This is a genomic window from Sphingopyxis sp. EG6, from assembly GCF_003609815.1.
Lineage (GTDB): Bacteria > Pseudomonadota > Alphaproteobacteria > Sphingomonadales > Sphingomonadaceae > Sphingopyxis.
In genome coordinates, this window is record NZ_AP017603.1 from 1,370,474 (window position 1) to 1,387,943 (window position 17,470).

General features: G+C 63.7%; 17 protein-coding genes. 12 read left to right on the forward strand and 5 right to left on the reverse strand.

The window, feature by feature from the left end; translation table 11 throughout:
* Positions 1-44: 44 nt before the first annotated feature.
* The 3 genes from ettA (at position 45) to SPYCW_RS06820 (ending at position 2,834) form a co-directional block, all read left to right on the forward strand.
* Positions 45-1,724 carry an energy-dependent translational throttle protein EttA gene (ettA, locus tag SPYCW_RS06810; RefSeq protein WP_120216160.1) on the forward strand — a complete coding sequence of 560 codons (1,680 nt, stop codon included), beginning with the start codon at positions 45-47 and terminating at the stop codon, positions 1,722-1,724.
* Between the two features lie 5 nt (positions 1,725-1,729).
* Complete coding sequence (locus SPYCW_RS06815) at positions 1,730-2,188, forward strand: PaaI family thioesterase (protein ID WP_120216161.1); 459 nt, start codon at positions 1,730-1,732, stop codon at positions 2,186-2,188.
* Between the two features lie 73 nt (positions 2,189-2,261).
* The gene (locus SPYCW_RS06820; RefSeq protein WP_145985951.1) at positions 2,262-2,834 is read left to right on the forward strand and encodes a DUF1579 domain-containing protein; all 573 of its coding nucleotides are present in this window, start codon (positions 2,262-2,264) and stop codon (positions 2,832-2,834) included.
* A gap of 113 nt (positions 2,835-2,947) precedes the next feature.
* On the opposite strand, the gene SPYCW_RS06825 is transcribed toward SPYCW_RS06820, so the two are convergent.
* Both SPYCW_RS06825 and SPYCW_RS06830 read right to left on the reverse strand, forming a co-directional pair.
* Positions 2,948-3,526: a hypothetical protein gene (locus tag SPYCW_RS06825; RefSeq protein ID WP_120216163.1), complete on the reverse strand. Its 579-nt coding sequence runs from the start codon at positions 3,524-3,526 to the stop codon at positions 2,948-2,950.
* Positions 3,527-3,540: 14 nt separating this feature from the next.
* Complete coding sequence (locus SPYCW_RS06830) at positions 3,541-4,182, reverse strand: carbonic anhydrase (protein WP_120216164.1); 642 nt, start codon at positions 4,180-4,182, stop codon at positions 3,541-3,543.
* Positions 4,183-4,244: 62 nt separating this feature from the next.
* On the opposite strand from SPYCW_RS06830, the gene lipA reads away from it, so the two are divergent.
* On the forward strand, positions 4,245-5,189 hold the full coding sequence (lipA, locus tag SPYCW_RS06835; protein WP_120216165.1) for a lipoyl synthase: 945 nt from the start codon (positions 4,245-4,247) through the stop codon (positions 5,187-5,189).
* Positions 5,190-5,669 (forward strand): type II toxin-antitoxin system RatA family toxin, encoded by a 480-nt coding sequence (locus tag SPYCW_RS06840; protein WP_120216166.1) that lies wholly within the window; start codon positions 5,190-5,192, stop codon positions 5,667-5,669.
* Here the strand turns inward: SPYCW_RS06840 and SPYCW_RS06845 are convergent.
* Together SPYCW_RS06845 and SPYCW_RS06850 are read right to left on the reverse strand one after the other, a co-directional pair.
* Positions 5,612-6,169: a CinA family protein gene (locus SPYCW_RS06845; protein ID WP_120216167.1), complete on the reverse strand. Its 558-nt coding sequence runs from the start codon at positions 6,167-6,169 to the stop codon at positions 5,612-5,614. The genes SPYCW_RS06840 and SPYCW_RS06845 overlap by 58 nt on opposite strands.
* 4 nt (positions 6,170-6,173) lie before the next feature.
* Positions 6,174-7,352 carry a bifunctional 2-C-methyl-D-erythritol 4-phosphate cytidylyltransferase/2-C-methyl-D-erythritol 2,4-cyclodiphosphate synthase gene (locus tag SPYCW_RS06850; protein WP_120216168.1) on the reverse strand — a complete coding sequence of 393 codons (1,179 nt, stop codon included), beginning with the start codon at positions 7,350-7,352 and terminating at the stop codon, positions 6,174-6,176.
* Between the two features lie 95 nt (positions 7,353-7,447).
* Between SPYCW_RS06850 and dusB the strand changes: the two genes are divergently transcribed.
* From dusB to hflX, 7 genes are all read left to right on the forward strand, one after another.
* Positions 7,448-8,446 carry a tRNA dihydrouridine synthase DusB gene (dusB, locus tag SPYCW_RS06855; RefSeq protein ID WP_120216169.1) on the forward strand — a complete coding sequence of 333 codons (999 nt, stop codon included), beginning with the start codon at positions 7,448-7,450 and terminating at the stop codon, positions 8,444-8,446.
* The gene (locus tag SPYCW_RS06860) at positions 8,443-9,534 is read left to right on the forward strand and encodes a two-component system sensor histidine kinase NtrB (protein ID WP_120216170.1); all 1,092 of its coding nucleotides are present in this window, start codon (positions 8,443-8,445) and stop codon (positions 9,532-9,534) included. Before dusB ends, SPYCW_RS06860 begins: the two co-directional genes overlap by 4 nt.
* Positions 9,531-10,940, forward strand: a complete 1,410-nt coding sequence (locus SPYCW_RS06865) for a sigma-54-dependent transcriptional regulator (protein WP_120216171.1) — start codon at positions 9,531-9,533, stop codon at positions 10,938-10,940. Before SPYCW_RS06860 ends, SPYCW_RS06865 begins: the two co-directional genes overlap by 4 nt.
* Positions 10,941-11,024: 84 nt before the next feature.
* Positions 11,025-13,325 carry a sensor histidine kinase gene (locus SPYCW_RS06870; RefSeq protein WP_232014862.1) on the forward strand — a complete coding sequence of 767 codons (2,301 nt, stop codon included), beginning with the start codon at positions 11,025-11,027 and terminating at the stop codon, positions 13,323-13,325.
* Positions 13,315-14,694, forward strand: a complete 1,380-nt coding sequence (ntrX, locus tag SPYCW_RS06875; protein WP_120216173.1) for a nitrogen assimilation response regulator NtrX — start codon at positions 13,315-13,317, stop codon at positions 14,692-14,694. Before SPYCW_RS06870 ends, ntrX begins: the two co-directional genes overlap by 11 nt.
* A gap of 116 nt (positions 14,695-14,810) precedes the next feature.
* Positions 14,811-15,314: an RNA chaperone Hfq gene (gene hfq, locus SPYCW_RS06880; protein ID WP_120216174.1), complete on the forward strand. Its 504-nt coding sequence runs from the start codon at positions 14,811-14,813 to the stop codon at positions 15,312-15,314.
* 8 nt (positions 15,315-15,322) lie between these two features.
* Positions 15,323-16,663 carry a GTPase HflX gene (gene hflX, locus SPYCW_RS06885; RefSeq protein WP_120216175.1) on the forward strand — a complete coding sequence of 447 codons (1,341 nt, stop codon included), beginning with the start codon at positions 15,323-15,325 and terminating at the stop codon, positions 16,661-16,663.
* Here hflX and mazG read toward each other — a convergent pair.
* Positions 16,638-17,414 carry a nucleoside triphosphate pyrophosphohydrolase gene (gene mazG / locus SPYCW_RS06890; RefSeq protein ID WP_120216176.1) on the reverse strand — a complete coding sequence of 259 codons (777 nt, stop codon included), beginning with the start codon at positions 17,412-17,414 and terminating at the stop codon, positions 16,638-16,640. The genes hflX and mazG overlap by 26 nt on opposite strands.
* Positions 17,415-17,470 lie beyond the last annotated feature (56 nt).

Below are 17,470 nucleotides of genomic sequence, written 5' to 3' on the forward strand. Positions count from 1 at the left end.
TACCAAGGCCGCGCCTGCGGCCCAGCCCACACCGGAGCATTTCCATGGCCGCCCAATATAGTTTCGTGATGAAGGGTCTGACCAAGACCTATCCCGGCGCGCAAAAGCCGACGCTCAACAATCTGAGCCTGCAATTCTATCCCGATGCCAAGATTGGCATCGTCGGTCCGAACGGCACCGGTAAATCGACGCTGATGAAGATCATGGCGGGCATGGATACCGAATTTTCGGGCGAAGCCTGGCCGGGTGAGGGGATCACTGTCGGTTATCTTGCGCAGGAGCCCGAGCTCGACCCGACCAAGACCGTCAAGGAAAATGTGATGGACGGCGTTCGCGGTGTCGCCGACATGATGGACCGCTTCAACGAGATCAGCACGCTGATGGCCGATCCGCCCGCCGACGCCGATTTCGACGCGCTGATGGAGGAAATGGGCACGCTGCAGGAAAAGATCGACGCGGTCGACGGCTGGACGCTCGACAACCAGCTCGAAATTGGGATGGAAGCGCTGCGTTGCCCGCCGGGCGACTGGAGCGTCGAGAATCTGTCGGGCGGCGAACGCCGCCGCATCGCGCTGACGCGTCTGCTGCTCGAAAAACCGTCGATCCTGCTGCTCGACGAACCGACCAACCATTTGGACGCCGAAAGCGTCGCCTGGCTCGAAAAGCATCTGGTGGACTATCCGGGCAACGTCATCCTCGTCACCCACGACCGCTACTTCCTCGACAATGTCGTGAATTGGATCCTCGAACTCGATCGCGGCCGCTATTTCGTCTATGAGGGCAATTATTCGACCTATCTGGAAAAGAAGGGCAAGCGCCTCGAGCAGGAAGCGCGCGAAGACGCCGGTCGGCAGAAGGCGATCAAGGACGAGCTCGAGTGGATCCGGCAGTCGCCGAAAGCGCGTCAGGCCAAGTCGAAGGCGCGTATCAAATCGTTCGATCAGCTCATCGAGGCGCAGGAAAACCGCGCGCCCGGCAAGGCGCAGATCGTCATTCAGGTGCCCGAACGCCTTGGCGGCAAGGTGATCGAGGTGTCGGGCATTTCCAAGGCTTATGGCGACAAACTGCTCTTTGAAGATCTGTCGTTCACGCTGCCGCCGGGCGGCATCGTCGGCGTGATCGGCCCGAACGGCGCCGGCAAATCGACGCTGTTCAAGCTGATTACCGGGCAGGAAACCCCCGACAGCGGCAGCGTCGCGATCGGCGATACCGTCCGCCTCGGCTATGTCGACCAGAGCCGCGATGCGCTCGACCCGAACAAGAATGTCTGGGAAGAGATTTCGGGCGGCCATGACATGATGAACATCGGCAAGCACGAAATGCAGACCCGCGCCTATGTTGGCGCCTTCAACTTCAAGGGCGTCGACCAGCAGAAAAAGGTCGGCCAGCTGTCGGGCGGTGAACGCAACCGCGTCCATATGGCAAAAATGCTGAAGCAGGGCGGCAACGTGCTGCTGCTCGACGAACCGACCAACGACCTCGACACCGAAACCCTCGCCGCGCTCGAAGAAGCGCTCGAAAATTTTGCGGGCTGCGCGGTGGTCATCAGCCACGACCGCTTCTTCCTCGATCGCCTCGCGACGCACATTCTGGCGTTCGAGGGCGACAGCCATGTCGAATGGTTCGAGGGCAATTTCGAAGCGTATGAAGAGGACAAGATCCGCCGCCTTGGTGAGGGCGCGACCCGTCCGCACGCGACGACTTACAAGAAGCTGTCGCGCTAAACGCGATGACGGGGAAGGCGGAGCCAATCTCGGAGCCGATCTCTTCAAGCGCGATTCGGCTGGACGCCGATGCGCTCAATGCGTTCATGGCCGAAGCCTTTCCCAATTCGGCGCCGGGTTCGCGCGGCACCGTCGTATCGGCGGCGCCCGGGCATATCCAGGCGCGGATGGACCCGAATGAAAACGCTTTGCGGCCCGGTGGCCTCATTTCCGGACCGACACAGATGGGGTTCGCCGATATGGCGGCCTACGCGCTCGTCCTCGCCCATATCGGTCCGGTCGCGATGGCGGTGACGAGCGCGCTCAACTATCAGTTCCTGCGTCCGTGCCGTCCGGGGCCGCTGTTCGCCGATGCGCATATGTTGCGGCTTGGGAAACGGCTCGCGGTGATGGACGTCCGGATCTGGACGGACGACCCTGACAAGCCTGTCGGGCAGGCGAATGTGACCTACGCCATTCCCTAAATCGGCGCTTGAACGCCTATTCTCCTCGGCCATGCGCTGTGTTATAGCGATAACACAATTGGGGAGGGACATCATGCGAATTGCTCTTGTTGCCGCAGCCTTGCTGTCGGCTGCCGTCTTGCCCGCGCAGGCGCAGATGCGGATCGATCCTGCGGTCGTCGCCGAACAAAAGGCCGCGATCGCTCGATTGGCGAAGCTGCACGGCGAGTGGCGCGGGACCGCGACGATCACGTCGCCGGGCGGCACGATCAAGCTGGTGCAGACCGAGCGCGCCGGGCCGATGCTGGACGGCACCGCGCTGGTGATCGAGGGGCGCGGCTATGACGAGGCGGGCAAGCTTGCGTTCAATGCTTTCGCGGTGATTTCGTACGACGCCGCGACCGATCAATATGCGATGAACAGCTGGACCGATGGCCGCACCGGAAAATTTCCCTTTGCGGTAACCGATACGGGCTTTGAATGGAGTATTCCGGTGCCGAACGGGGCGACCATCAAATATGTTGCGACGATCGCCGACGGCAAATGGACCGAGGTCGGCAGCTATGTCGGCGTCGGGATGCCGCCGGTTGAATTCGCCAAGCTGGAAGTCGCGCGGATCGGCGATAGCGATTGGCCGGCGGCGGGGTTTGTTCCCGCGAAACCGTGACGCGGGCCTTTCATTCTTTTCATTGCGAGGAGCGAAGCGACGCGGCAATCCAGAGCCTGCGTAAACCCGCACTGCATTGCTCCGCTTCGCTCGCAATGACGCCGAGAAGAAGGTCAGACGGGCGGCACCTCCCACAAGATTAATTTGGTCGCGTGGACATCTTCGCGCGCCTTGGCGGCGTCGAGGCGTTCGAGCTTGATGCTGCCCTTGAGCGCCCCCATTTCGATCATCGCGCCGATCACGACAACCCCGCCCGGGCCGACATCGATGTCGAATTCGGCGGGGTGCGCCAGCTTCGCCTTTGCCGTGGCGATATGTAAATGGTGCATTCCAGGCGCGACGTCCGCCATCAGCATCTGGCCTGACTTGATCTGCCCCTTCGCCACGCCGTCGAGCGTGACGTCCATCCCCTGCAGCGCCGCGACAAAGCCCCGGCGCACCACATAGAGTCGTGCCTTGCCGGCGGGCGCCTGCATCGTTCGCGCGTCGGCGGTCGCCGCGGTATCGGCCTTCGCGCCGCCCTTGTTGCTCGACAACGCCCAAAAGCAGAAGATGACAACGCCCCCGATCAGCAGCACCGACAGGATGAGCAGGGTTTCGGGCGCCAGCACGCTGGCCAGCGACGGTCCCATGAGCGCGCCAACGATGGCCGCCGCAAAAATCAGCGTCAACCATATCGCATTCTTGCTCATATCGCGCTCCCATTTCAGGCGGCGGGCTGAAACTCCCGCGTCGCGTCGTCCATAAGGTGCAGCACCCCGTCGCTGATCGCGAAAAAGGCGCCGCGCAGACGCAAGGTGCCGCGCCGTTCCTTCTCCTGGATGCAAGGGAAGGTCCGCAGATTGTCGATGCTGACGCGCACCGCGGCCAGCTCCATCGCGCGGCCCGCTTCGCGGTTGTCGATGTCGGTATGATCGTGGCGCACCTGTTCGCTGGCGTCGTCGAGCAGCGCGATCCAGTCGGCGATAAAGCCGCCGCGGCCCGGCTCGGCGCCCGCCATTGATTTGTGAAGCGCAGCATGGCACCCGCCGCAGAGGCCGTGGCCCATCACGACGATTTCCTCGACCCTCAGGAACTGGACGGCGAATTCGAGCGCCGCCGACACGCCGTGACGGCCCGGCGTCGTTTCGAAGGGCGGGACCAGAGCGGCGACGTTGCGCACGACAAATATTTCGCCCGGATTGGTATCGAAAATCTGCGACGGTTCGACGCGGCTGTCGGAGCAGGCGATCACCATCACCTTGGGCGACTGGCCTTCGGCCAGTTCGTCCCAGCGGTCGCGCTGTTGTTGCCAGCCGCCGTTACGGAAACGGCGGTATCCCTCGATCATATCGGTAAAGTGAGTCATGGACTCGCCTTAGCATAGGTAGAGAGGTTGAGAAGAGGCGCGCGCGCGACTATGTGGGCGGCATGACCGCTCCCGCATCGCCCGTACAGCCCGCGTCGACTCCCAGCCAGCGCGCGCGCAAGCCCGACTGGATCCGCGTCAAGGCGCCGACCAGCCCCGGCTATGCGGAAACGCGCAAGCTGATGCGCGAGCTCAACCTGCATACGGTGTGCGAAGAGGCGGCGTGCCCGAACATCGGCGAATGCTGGACCAAGAAGCATGCGACGGTGATGATCCTGGGCGATACCTGCACCCGCGCCTGCGCCTTTTGCAACGTCAAGACGGGGATGCCGCGGGCGGTTGATCCGTTCGAGCCCGAGCATACCGCGATCGCCGCGGCGAAGATGGGGCTCAGCCACATCGTCATCACCTCGGTCGACCGCGACGATTTGCCCGACGGCGGCGCGAGCCAGTTTGTGAAGGTGATCAATGCGCTGCGCCGCGAAACGCCGCAGACGACGATCGAGATCCTGACGCCGGACTTCCGCAACAAGCCCGAAAGCGCAGTTGCGGCGATCGTCGATGCGCGGCCCGACGTCTATAATCACAATCTCGAAACCGTGCCGCGGCTCTATCCGACGATCCGTCCCGGCGCGCGCTATTATGCGTCGCTTCGCCTGCTCGAAAGCGTCAAACGCCGGGATCCGTCGATCTTTACCAAGTCGGGCATCATGCTGGGGCTCGGCGAGCAGCGGATGGAAGTGCATCAGGTGATGGACGACATGCGCAGCGCCGACATCGATTTCATGACGATGGGTCAATATCTGCAACCGACGCCGAAGCACGCCAAGGTCATCGACTTCGTGACCCCGCAAGCGTTCGACGCCTATGCCCAGATCGCGCGCGCCAAGGGTTTCCTTCAGGTCGCCTCGTCGCCGCTGACGCGCTCCAGCTATCATGCCGGCGATGATTTCGAACGGATGCGCGCTGCCCGCGAAGCGCAATTGGCCCGGACCAAGGCGGACTGATTGCCAAGGCACCATGAAACCCGCGTTCTGCCGTATAGCGAAGAGCAGATGTTCGCGCTCGTCACCGACATCGAGCGCTATCCCGAGTTTCTGCCGTGGGTGATTGCGCTGCGCATCCGCAGCGACAGCGAACATGAAGCGGTCGCCGACATGATAGTCGGGTTCAAGGGACTGCGCGAAAGCTTCTCTTGCCGCGTCCACAAAGAACGGCCGCGCGAAGTGACGGTCAGCTATATCGACGGGCCGATGCGCCACCTGAATAATGAATGGCATTTCACGCCGACCGATGACGGCGGGTGCCGCGTCGATTTCATGGTCGACTTTGCTTTTCGCAGCCGCATGTTCGAAGCGCTGGCGGGGCAAATGTTCGACAAGGCGCTGCGCAAGATGATCGCGGCGTTCGAAACGCGCGCCGATGATCTTTACGGCGCGGGGAGGGCGATGTCCTCCGACGGGCGCAGCGCGTCCCTGTCGGGCTGAAGCAGGTCGAGCGCGAACAGCGTGGCCGCATGGCGGATCGCAGCGCGATCGGTCGACTCGAACTGTACTCGCTGGGTGAAATAATCGTCGGGATCCTGGCCGCGCAGCGCGCGGGCGAAAACGACCAGCCCGACGGGCTTTTTCTCCGATCCCCCGCCCGGGCCGGCGATTCCGGTGATCGCTACGGCAATATCGGCGTCGCTATTGGCGAGCGCTCCGGATGCCATCGCCCACGCCGTCGCCAGCGACACTTCGCCGAAGGTTTCGAGGATTTCGCTGCTGACGTCGAGCTGGCTTTGCTTGGCATGGCCCGAATAGGTGATGAAGCCGGCAGAAAACACGTCCGAACTGCCTGCGATATCGGTCAGCGCGGCGCTGACCATGCCGCCGGTGCAGCTTTCGGCCACTGCCACCTTGCGCCCCGCCGCGCGATTGTTTGCGAGCACGCTGGTCGCAAGCTCGTCGCGCGCGAAAAGGCGCGATTCAGGGTCTGGCAACACGGTATCAATTCTCCGGAAGTCGCAGGGTCGCGACGGCTTGGGCAGCTATCCCTTCGCGGCGACCGGTGAACCCCAGCCGCTCTGTCGTTGTGGCCTTCACACTAACCCGTTCGACCGGAATCGCAAGGATTTCGGCAATCCGTGCGCGCATTGCCGCACGGTGGGGGCCGATCTTCGGCGCTTCGGCGATGATGGCGAGATCGACATGGTCGATCCGGCCCGAACGCGCCGCAACGCGCGCCGCGGCAAAGGACAGGAAGCGGTGCGAGGCGGCGCCGCGCCATTGTGGGTCGCTGGGCGGGAAATGATCGCCGATGTCGCCGTCGCCGAGCGCGCCGAGGATCGCGTCGGTCAGCGCGTGAAGTCCGACGTCGGCATCGCTATGGCCTTCAAGCCCATGACTATGCGCGATTTCTATGCCGCCGATCCACAGCGGCTTACCGGCAACAAGCCTGTGGACGTCATATCCCATTCCGACGGCGGTTCTTGTCATGGTCTTAATCCCCAACAATCCTGACAGGATTGCCATATCTTCGGCATAAGTCAGTTTGTGGAGCCGCGCGTCGCCCGCGACGGTCGCGACGGAAAGCCCCTGGCGCCGTACTAGCTGCGCGTCGTCGGTTGCGGCTTCCTCGGCCGCCACGCCATGCGCGCGGCGCAATGTCCCAAGATGGAACGCCTGCGGGGTCTGAACGCGCGCCAGCGCCGCGCGGTCGACGACCTCGCCTGCTTCGCTCCCCGCGTGCTCGACGAGGGTATCGGGAACCGGCAGCGTCGGAATTGCAGCGTTGGCGACATCAAGCGCCGCAAGCAGCCGATCGATGACGTCGGCGGTCACGCCGGGCCGCGCCGCGTCGTGAACCAGCACCCGCACCGCGTCGTCGCAGTGGGCCAGCGCGGCGAGCGCGTTGGCGACCGATTGTTGCCGTTCTTCTCCGGGACCGGCGGAAATCCAGCCATCCGGCAGCGTACCGAGCGCCGCCATGACGTCATCATTGCCGACGACAACGCCGCCAGCGATCGCAGGGTGGCCAGCGAGGGCATCGAGGCTCCAGCGCAAGACCGGCTTGCCGCCGAGCATCGCAAGCTGCTTGGGCATCACGAAACCGGTGCGGCTCCCTCGACCGCCCGCGAGCAATATGGCCATCGCGCGCGGCGTGGCGAAGGGAGCGGACTCAGTCATGTTGCGCGCCGGTTAGCGCAGCGGCGGCTTGCGGGAAAGCGGCTTAGCGTGTACGGGCTGCTCAAATTTTAGGCAATTTCGAGAAAGCTCCCGCCATGGCGCCGCTGCGGCCCATCCAGATCGGCAACATCACCATCGCGGATCCCGTGATCCTCGCGCCGATGACGGGCGTCACCGACCTGCCGTTCCGCAAGCTGGTGCGCTATTATGGTTCGGGGCTCAACGTCACCGAGATGATCGCGAGTCAGGCCGCGATCCGCGAAACGCGCCAGTCGATCCAGAAAGCCGCCTGGGATCCGGTCGAAGAGCCGGTTTCGATGCAGCTTGTCGGGTGCACCCCCTATGAAATGGGCGAGGCGGCCAAGCTCAACGAGGATCGCGGCGCATCGATCATCGACATCAACATGGGCTGTCCGGTGCGCAAGGTCACCAACGGCGATGCCGGATCGGCGCTGATGCGCGACCTGAAGCTCGCCGCGGCGCTGATCGACAGTTGCGTGAAGGCGGTGTCGGTCCCGGTGACGGTCAAGATGCGCATGGGGTGGTGCCACGACAGCCTGAACGCGCCCGAACTGGCGCATATTGCCGAGGATCTGGGCGCGAAGTTGGTGACCGTGCACGGCCGCACTCGCAATCAGATGTATCGCGGCGAGGCCGACTGGGCTTTTGTCCGTTCGGTCAAGGATGCGGTGTCGATCCCGGTCATCGTCAATGGCGACATCTGTTCGGCGGACGACGCGAGGACCGCGCTGTCGCAAAGCGGCGCCGACGGGGTGATGATCGGTCGCGGCGCCTATGGCCGCCCGTGGCTGCTGGGTCAGGTGATGGCGGCGCTGCGCGGCGAGGGCGAGCGCCCCGACCCCAGCATCGACGAACAATATGACGTCATTACATCGCATTACCGTGCGATGATCGACCATTATGGCGAGATTACCGGGGTCAATATGGCGCGCAAGCACCTTGGCTGGTACGTCAAGGGGCTGCACGGATCGGCCGAGTTTCGCAACATGGTCAACCAGATCCCGAGCAGCCGTGACGTGCTCGAGGCGCTCGAACGCTTCTATGCGCCTTTCCTGACCAAGGCCGCCGCGTGACCACGCTCACGTCGAGCATCCCGCGTTTCGACCATGACGAGCTGATCCACTCGCACCCCGTTCCCACCCTGCTGATCGACAAGGGTGCCGTCGTTCTGTTCGTCAACGCCGCCGCCGAGCAAATGTGCAATATGAGCCGGTCGGCGATGATCGGCCGCGTGGTCTATGACGTGATCGACATGGACCGCAGCTATCGCCAGCGAATGAGCGACGCCGCGACGTCGGCGCTGTTCGCGCATCGCGCCGAAATTTCGGTGGGTGGGCGCAAGGCGATTTATGTCGACATGCAGATGGTGCCTTATGGCCAGAGCGGCCACCGCATCCTCGCGCTGATTCCGGCCCACAGTGATGCCGAACTGATGGGCGGCGCGATTGGACGGTCGGGACGCGCCGCCGGCGGCGCTGCATCGATGCTGGCGCACGAAATCAAGAACCCGCTCGCGGGGATAAAGGGCGCGGCGCAATTGCTGGCGCGCAAGACCGACGCCAGCGGCGAACGCTTTACGACATTGATCTGCGCCGAGGTCGACCGGATCGCGACGCTGATCGATCAGATGGAGCATTTTTCGCGCGGGCAGCCGATCGCCTGCGCCGCGATCAACCTGTACCAGCCGATCCACCAGGCGATGGAAACCGCGCGTGCGCGCCAGTTTCCGGGGGTGCGCTTTGCGGAGGATTTCGACCCGTCCTTGCCGCTCGTGCACGGCAACCATGACGCCATGGTGCAGATATTGCTCAACCTGGTCACCAATGGCTGCGAAGCGCTGGGTGGGCGCGACGACGGCGTGGTGCGGATCGCCACCGCCTATCGCCACGGGCTGTCGATCGACAATGGCGACGGGCGCGGGCGCATCGCGCTGCCGATCGAGGTCAGCGTCAGCGACAATGGCCCGGGGGTTCCAGCCGATATTCGCAGCGACCTGTTCGATCCGTTCGTGACAACGAAGCGCGAGGGGCGGGGACTCGGCCTCGCCCTCGTCGCCAAGCTGGCGCGCGATATGGGCGGCACCGTCCAGCATATGCGCGACGGCGACTGGACGCGCTTTCGCGTTCATTTGCCGGTCGCGCAAAAGGTCCGCCCCGCATGAGCACCGCCAAAACGATCCTGCTGGTCGAGGATGATCCCGCGATCGCGATGATCATTCGCGAAACGCTGCTTGGCGAATGCGGACATTTCGCATCGGTCGCCAGCATTGCCGAGCGCAACGCCTGGCTGACGGGCAACCGCCCCGATCTGGTCATCACCGACGTCGTCCTGCCCGATGGCGACGGCATCGATTCGCTTCGCATCGATGCGGCGATACCGGTCATCGTGCTGTCGGCGCAAAATACGCTCGACACGGCGGTGCGCGCGACCGGGATCGGCAGCTACGACTATCTGCCCAAGCCGTTCGACCTCGACGAATTGACCGCGAGCGTCCGCGCCGCGCTGCAACGCCGCGCCGAACCGGCGACGAGTGCAGACTCGGCGCAGGCCGACAGCCATGGGCTGGTCGGGCGCGCGCCCGCGATGCAGGCGGTGTACCGGACCATCGCGCGGCTCGCATCGAACGATCTCGCGGTGCTGATCCTCGGCGAATCGGGGACCGGCAAGGAAGTCGTGGCGCGCGCGATCCACGCCACGGGGCTGCGCCGGTCGGGTCCGTTCGTGGCGATCAACATGGCGGCCATCCCGCGCGAGTTGATCGAGGCCGAGCTGTTCGGACACGAAAAGGGCGCCTTCACCGGCGCGCACAGCCGCAATGCGGGGCGGTTCGAGCAAGCGGCGGGCGGTACGCTGTTCCTCGACGAAATCGGCGACATGCCGCTCGAGGCACAGACGCGGCTGCTTCGCGTCCTGCAAAGCAACGAATATTCGACCGTCGGCGGCAATCAGGCGCTGCGCGCCGATGTCCGCGTCATTGCCGCCACCCATCGCGACATGCGGACGCTGGTCGCCGATGGCCGGTTCCGCGAGGATCTCTTCTACCGCCTCAACGTCATCCCGGTGACGCTGCCGCCGCTGCGCGACCGGCGCAGCGACATCGCGGCGCTCGTCCGCCATTTTGTTGACGCGGGGCGCAGCTCCGGGCTGCCCGACCGCCAGTTTTCGCCCGCCGCGATGCAGTGGCTCGAACGCCACGACTGGCCGGGCAATGTCAGAGAACTTGGCAATGTCGTTCAGCGTCTGGCGGTGCTGTCGCGCGACACCGTCGTCACCGAACGTGACGTCGAAACGGTGCTGCACGAGAATGGCGAGAGCGGCGGCGTGGTGGCGCCCGCCGACCTGATCGCCCGCGCGGTCGACGACTGGGCGCGCGAGCAGATGACGAGCGGCGCCAGCGAAGGCGATCTGCACGGCCAGCTTGAGGCAATAGTCGAGGCCGCGCTGTTCCGCCGTATCTTGCGCGAGGTGCGCGGCAATCAGCTCGAGGCGGCGCGGCGGCTGGGGATCAACCGCAACACACTGCGCAAGCGCTTGGGTCAGCTCGATATCGACCCAAACCAGCTGTGATGACGCCGAACTAGTTCATAGTAGCGTCATTCAGTCTACCCGAGCGCAGTTTGTGTGTTTTCTATGCAACAGGTTTGTCGTAGCATGGCAACAATGGCGCATGCGGCACCCCTGACTCAAGATCATGATCTCGCCGAAGAGGAAGCGCGCTCGGGCTTCTGGCGCTTCGCCGCGCCCGAATATTACACGCTGGCGCTGATCGTCAGTATCGGCATCGCAACCTATGTCTTCGTCACCGGCGACGCGCAGAGCGAACGGCTGCTGACCCCGGCGCTGGTCGCGGCGATCATGGTCGCCAACCTGGTGCCCGCGATGGCGTTGATCGTGCTGATCGGCAGCCGCATCGCGCGGGCGCGCGCGGTGCGATCGATGGAGGGGGGCAATGGCCGCCTGCACGTCCGGCTCGTGGCCTTGTTTTCGCTGATCGCGGCTACTCCGACACTGCTTGTCGTGATTTTCGCGTCGCTACTTTTCCAGTTCGGCGTCGATTTCTGGTACTCCGACCGTTCGCGCGGCATGTTCGAAAACGCTGCAACGCTGGCTCAGTCGTTTTACGAGGAAAGTCAAAAGTCGGTCGCCGGACAAACGAAGGCAATGTCCACGGATTTGGGCAAATATCTGGACAGCCAGACGATCGATAGCATCAGTTTCCAAGACGCCTATGGATTTCAAGTTGTAGTTCGCGAACTGAATGAATCCGCCATTATCGAGATTGGGCGCGATGGAATCCCGCGGACTGCGGTGATGATCGACCCCGACAATAGGGCGGCGGAAGGGCGGATAACGCCATCCATTATCCAACGGCTCAACGCTGGTGAAGACGTAGTAGTCACGCGAAGCGCCAACAGGATTGAGGCGGTCACAAGACTTCCTGGCAGGCCCAACGCGTTCCTTTATGCGTCGCGTGCCGTGTCCAGCCTTGGGCAGCAGCAGTTTCAACTCGCTCGCACGGTACTTGCGGACTACAACGCGTTGTTCGAGCGCTCGCAGCTCTTGCAGCTGCAGTTCAACGGCGCCCTTTACCTCGGTTCGCTGCTCCTCCTCGCGTTGGCGGTCATCGCCGCAATCGTTGTCGCGGACCGCATCGTCCGCCCGCTCGGTACGCTCATCGGCGCGACGCGCACGGCGGCGGGGGGCGATCTGTCGGTTCGCGTGACGCCGCCTGCGCGCGATGACGAGATTTCGGTGCTGACCCGCGCCTTCAACCGCATGACCGAACAGCTGGAAGGCCAGACCGGCGCTCTGGTCAGCGTCAATGAACAGCTCGAGGCGCGCCGCAGCTTCATCGAAGCGGTGCTTAGCGGAGTGTCGTCGGCGGTGATTTCGGTCGATGCCGACCACCGGATCCAGCTCGCCAACGCCGCTGCGGAACGTCTGATCTGCCAGTCGACCGACTGTTTGACCGGACGGCCTTTGGCCGAGGTCGCGCCCGAACTCGCGCAATTGCTGACCGGCGACGAACATGAGGCGATTGTGCAACTCGCCCGTCCCGATGCCGAGCCCGCGACGCTGGCCGCCAAGGCGGTTGCGCAGGGCGACGGCTTTGTCCTGAGTTTTGAAGATATTACCCAGCAATTGCTCGATCAGCGCCGAGCTGCCTGGTCCGACGTTGCACGGCGCATCGCGCACGAGATCAAGAACCCGCTCACCCCCATCCAGCTCGCCGCGGAACGGCTGCAGCGGCGCTTCGGCGACAAGGTTGAAGGTGACAGCGCGACCTTCAAAAAGCTGACAGATACGGTGATCCGCCAGGTGCATGATATGCGGCGGATGGTCGACGAGTTTTCGAGCTTCGCCCGCATGCCCAAGCCGACCTTCGGGGTCGAGGACGTCCGCGATATTCTGCGCCAGTCGGTCTTTCTGTTCGAGGTCGCGAAGCCGGAGATTGCGTTCACGATCCAAACCCCGGACGAGATCGAACCGCTGGTGTGCGACCGCCGCCTGTTGTCGCAGGCAATGACGAATATAGTCAAAAATGCGGTGGAAGCCATTGAGGAAAGGCTGAAAAATTCCGCTTCTACGCCAAGCGGTCATATCGACGCGGCGCTCGACATGGGGCCGCGCGGGGAATTGATCATTCGGATATCGGACGACGGCATCGGGCTGCCGCAAGCGCGCGAGGCGATTGCCGAGCCCTATATGACGACCCGCCAGGGCGGGACCGGGTTGGGGCTAGCCATCGTCAAGAAGATCGTCGAGCAACATTATGGCGAACTGGAATTTTCCGACAATCCGGCAGGGCAGGGGACATGCGTCACGCTGACGCTCCATCCCGACCGCCTGCGCGGATTGGAAGGCAAGGGCGAAGAAACAAGCATGGGGTACGCAGAATCGGTTCCGGGGCGGATCCGCAACCGACAGGACAGAGAAGAACATGGCGCTTGATATTCTGATCGTCGACGACGAACGCGACATTTGCGATCTGGTCGCCGGCGTCATGGAAGACGAGGGTTATGAGGCGCGCATCGCCTCGGACAGCGACTCCGCGCTCGAAGCGATCCGCCAGCGACGCCCATCGCTCGCACTGATCGACGTGTGGTTGCAGGGCTCGCGGCTCGACGGCTTGGGCTTGGTCGAAGCGATCAAGGATTTCGACCCGACGCTGCCGATCATCGTCATTTCGGGCCATGGCGGGCTCGACACCGCCGTCGCAGCCATTCGCCGCGGCGCCTATGATTTCATCGAAAAGCCGTTCGAAGCATCGCGGCTGCTCCATCTGGTGGCGCGGGCGACCGAGAGCGAGCGGCTGAAGTTCGAATATGAGCAGCTGCGCGAAAAGGCGGGGCCGTCGGACGAGCTGACCGGAACCAGCGCGGCGATCAACAATGTCCGCGCGACGCTGAAGCGCGTGGCGGGCACCGGCAGCCGGGTGCTGATCACCGGCGCGGCAGGGGTCGGGAAAGAAGTCGCTGCGCGCGTGCTGCACGGGTGGAGCGGTCGCCACAATGCGCCCTTCCGTGTCATTTCATCGGCGCGCATGGACCCGGAAACCGTCGAAACCGAGCTGTTCGGCGCCGAAGGCGACGACGGGGCGATCCGTGTCGGGTTGCTCGAACAGGCGCATGGCGGAACCTTGTTCCTCGATGAGGTCGCCGACATGCCGCTGACGACGCAGGGCAAGATCCTGCGCGTCTTGACCGACCAGAGCTTTACGCGCGTGGGCGGCCGCACGATGATCCGCGTCGATGTGCGGATCATTTCCGGATCGGCGCGCGACCTGATGACCGAAATCGCCGAGAGCCGCTTTCGCGAGGATCTCTATTACCGGCTCAACGTCGTGCCGGTGCATATCCCGCCGCTGCGCGAACGGCGCGACGACATCGCCAGCCTGTGCGACCATTATATCCGCCGCTACGCCGCCGACCGCCGGGTGCCGCCGCCCGAGATCAGTTCGGAAGCGATGGCGGCGTTGCAAGCGCATGAATGGCCGGGCAACGTCCGCGAACTGCGCAATGTGATCGAGCGCGTGATGATCCTGGCGCCAAGCGACCGGTTGGCTCGGATCGACGCCGATATGCTGCCCGGCGAGCTGGTGCGCGGAGGCACCGACATCCTGCCCAATTCGGAATCGATCACCGCTATCCCGCTGAAAGAGGCGCGCGAGAATTTCGAGCGCGAATATCTGCGCATCCAGATCAATCGGTTTTCGGGGAATATTTCGCGCACCGCGACCTTTATCGGCATGGAAAGGTCGGCGCTGCACCGCAAACTGAAACTTTTGGGGCTCACCGAGAGTTCGGACGGCGAGGGGTAAAGGCTTTGCGCTAGACCTGAGGCAGGCTTTGCCGCATATTGACAGCAAGAAGAAGGTCTTAAAGCCGGAAAACCGGAGCATACCCGCGGTCGTACCGCCAAAAACAGGAGGCAAATGTGTCCGATAAGAGCCAGAATCTCCAGGATATTTTTCTGAACGCCCTGCGCAAGAGCAAGACGCCGGTGACGATGTTTCTCGTCAAGGGCGTGAAGCTTCAGGGCATCATCACCTGGTTTGACAATTTTTCCTTGTTGCTGCGCCGCGACGGTCAGTCGCAGCTTGTCTATAAGCATGCGATCTCGACAGTGATGCCGTCGCACGACTTTGACCTGTCGTTGCTTGGGGCGAGTTTGCGCGATGCGCCCGCAAGCAAGGGGAAGGCTTTGCAGGACGTATTCCTGAACGCGGTGCGCAAATCCGACGAATCGGTGACCATGTTCCTGGTCAATGGCGTGATGCTGCAGGGCGATATCGTCGCATTCGACCTGTTCTGCATGCTGCTCGAGCGCGAGCGCCAGGTGCAACTCGTGTACAAACACGCGATTTCGACGGTGCAGCCGAACGGCCCGATCAACCTGACCGATAGCGGCGAGGGTGACGGCGAAGCGGACGACGCCTGATCGCCTCGATTATCGACAGTCCGGAAGAGGTGACCCGCGGCGCGGCCGCGCTGTTGGTCGTGCCCGAATGGCATAGCCAGCGGCTAGCGCGCGATCTCGACGCGCGCGCCGAGGAGGCGCGGGGACTTGCGCTCGCGATCGGGCTCGACGTCGTTGCCGTCCACAGTTTGCGCCTGCGCCAGACGCGCGCAGCGACCTTGCTCGGCGTCGGGCAGATCGAAGCGATTACGCCCGACATCGAGAAATACGGCGTCCAACTGGTCGTGGTCGACGCCGCGCTTAGCCCGATCCAGCAGCGCAATCTGGAAACGGCCTTTGGCACCAAGGTGATCGACCGGACCGGGCTGATCCTCGAAATCTTTGGCGAACGCGCCGCAACTGCGGAGGGGCGGTTGCAGGTCGAACTGGCGCATCTCGATTATCAGGCGGGGCGGCTGGTGCGCAGCTGGACCCATCTCGAACGCCAGCGCGGCGGCTTCGGCTTCCTTGGCGGCCCCGGCGAAACGCAGATCGAAGCCGACCGCCGGATGATCCGCAACCGCATGGCCCGCATCCGCCGGTCGCTCGACGATGCGCGGCGCACGCGCCAGCTCCAGCGGTCAAAGCGCCAGCGCGCGCCTTGGCCGGTGGTCGCGCTGGTCGGCTATACCAACGCCGGTAAATCGACGTTTTTCAACCGCTTGACGGGAAGTGACGTCATGGCGGAAGACATGTTGTTCGCGACCCTCGATCCCACGATGCGCGAAATCCGGCTGCCCGGGATCGACAAGGCGATCCTGTCGGACACGGTGGGGTTTGTGTCGGACTTGCCGACCGAACTGGTCGCGGCCTTCCGCGCGACGCTCGAAGAGGTGACGACCGCCGACCTGATCGTGCACGTCCGCGACATCGTCCACCCCGACAGCGAAGCGCAATATGACGATGTCAGCGCGATTCTGGGCTCGCTGGGCGTCAACGGGCCGCAGGACGACGGCGAGGGCGATGCGCCACCGCCGATCCCCCAGATCGAAATCTGGAACAAGATCGACACCGCAGACGACGACAGCCGCACCGCGATCGAGGAGATGGCGGCGCGGCGCTCTGACGTCGCGGTCATCTCGGCCGTAACGGGCGAGGGTGTCGAAGACGCGCGCGGGCTGATGGCGTCGCAGCTAACCGCGCTTCACAAGATCCAGCGGATTTACCTGAGCTATCAGGACGGCGAAGCTGCGGCATGGCTTTACGCGCGCGGCGAAGTGCTCGCCGACGAGCCGCAGGGGGAAGGCCATGTGCTGACCGTGCGCCTTGATCCCGCCGACGGCGCGCGGTTCGCGCGGCTGTGGCCTATGGACGACGCTCCGACGCCTTGACCGCCTGCCAATGAGCTTCCTGCACGTCGAGCGACAGCCCGGCCAGGCTGCCGCCGGCGCGATCTTCCATGGCGGCAAAGCGGCGGGCGAATTTCGCGTTGGCATCGCGCAGCGCGGTTTCGGCATCGACGCGTAGATGGCTTGCATAATTGACGACGGCGAACAGCAGGTCGCCGATCTCTTCGTGGCGCGCGGCATCGTCGGAGGCGGTCGCGACCTCTTCCAATTCTTCGGCGATCTTGTCGCGCGGCCCTTCGGCATCGGGCCAGTCGAAACCGACGCGGGCGGCGCGCGACTGGAGCTTTTGGGCGCGCAGGAGTGCGGGAAGCGACAGCGCCACGCCCGACAGTGCGCCCTTCGGGCCGTCAGCGGCGCGTTCATCGGCCTTGATTTGTTCCCATTGCTGGCGGACGTCATCCGTCTTGCCGTCACCGAAGATATGCGGATGGCGGCGTTCCATCTTGTCGCTGATCGCGGTCGCGACGTCGTTGAAGTCGAACAGGCCTGCGTCGGCGGCAATCTGGCTATGGAACACGACCTGGAGCAACAGGTCGCCAAGCTCGTCGCAAATTGCCGCAGGATTGCCGCCAGCGATCGCATCAGCGACTTCATAGGCTTCTTCGATCGTGTAGGGTGCGATCGTCGCAAAAGTCTGCGCCAGATCCCATTCGCAACCGCCATCGGGATCGCGCAATTTGGCCATCACCGCCAGCAGGCGATCGATGGGGGACAGAAGCGACGTGTCAGGCATGCAATTATCCGATAATATATATTATGTTAAATACACATTGATGTGGTGAGGCAAGA

Coding starts and splice junctions, on each gene's coding strand:
- ntrX (WP_120216173.1), top strand. CDS start 13,315: ATGGCGCTTGATATTCTGATCGTCGACGACGAACGCGACATTTGCGAT.
- ettA (WP_120216160.1), top strand. CDS start 45: ATGGCCGCCCAATATAGTTTCGTGATGAAGGGTCTGACCAAGACCTAT.
- lipA (WP_120216165.1), top strand. CDS start 4,245: ATGACCGCTCCCGCATCGCCCGTACAGCCCGCGTCGACTCCCAGCCAG.
- SPYCW_RS06830 (WP_120216164.1), bottom strand. CDS start 4,182: ATGACTCACTTTACCGATATGATCGAGGGATACCGCCGTTTCCGTAAC.
- SPYCW_RS06815 (WP_120216161.1), top strand. CDS start 1,730: ATGACGGGGAAGGCGGAGCCAATCTCGGAGCCGATCTCTTCAAGCGCG.
- mazG (WP_120216176.1), bottom strand. CDS start 17,414: ATGCCTGACACGTCGCTTCTGTCCCCCATCGATCGCCTGCTGGCGGTG.
- SPYCW_RS06825 (WP_120216163.1), bottom strand. CDS start 3,526: ATGAGCAAGAATGCGATATGGTTGACGCTGATTTTTGCGGCGGCCATC.
- SPYCW_RS06865 (WP_120216171.1), top strand. CDS start 9,531: ATGAGCACCGCCAAAACGATCCTGCTGGTCGAGGATGATCCCGCGATC.
- SPYCW_RS06820 (WP_145985951.1), top strand. CDS start 2,262: ATGCGAATTGCTCTTGTTGCCGCAGCCTTGCTGTCGGCTGCCGTCTTG.
- SPYCW_RS06850 (WP_120216168.1), bottom strand. CDS start 7,352: ATGACTGAGTCCGCTCCCTTCGCCACGCCGCGCGCGATGGCCATATTG.
- SPYCW_RS06870 (WP_232014862.1), top strand. CDS start 11,025: ATGGCAACAATGGCGCATGCGGCACCCCTGACTCAAGATCATGATCTC.
- dusB (WP_120216169.1), top strand. CDS start 7,448: ATGGCGCCGCTGCGGCCCATCCAGATCGGCAACATCACCATCGCGGAT.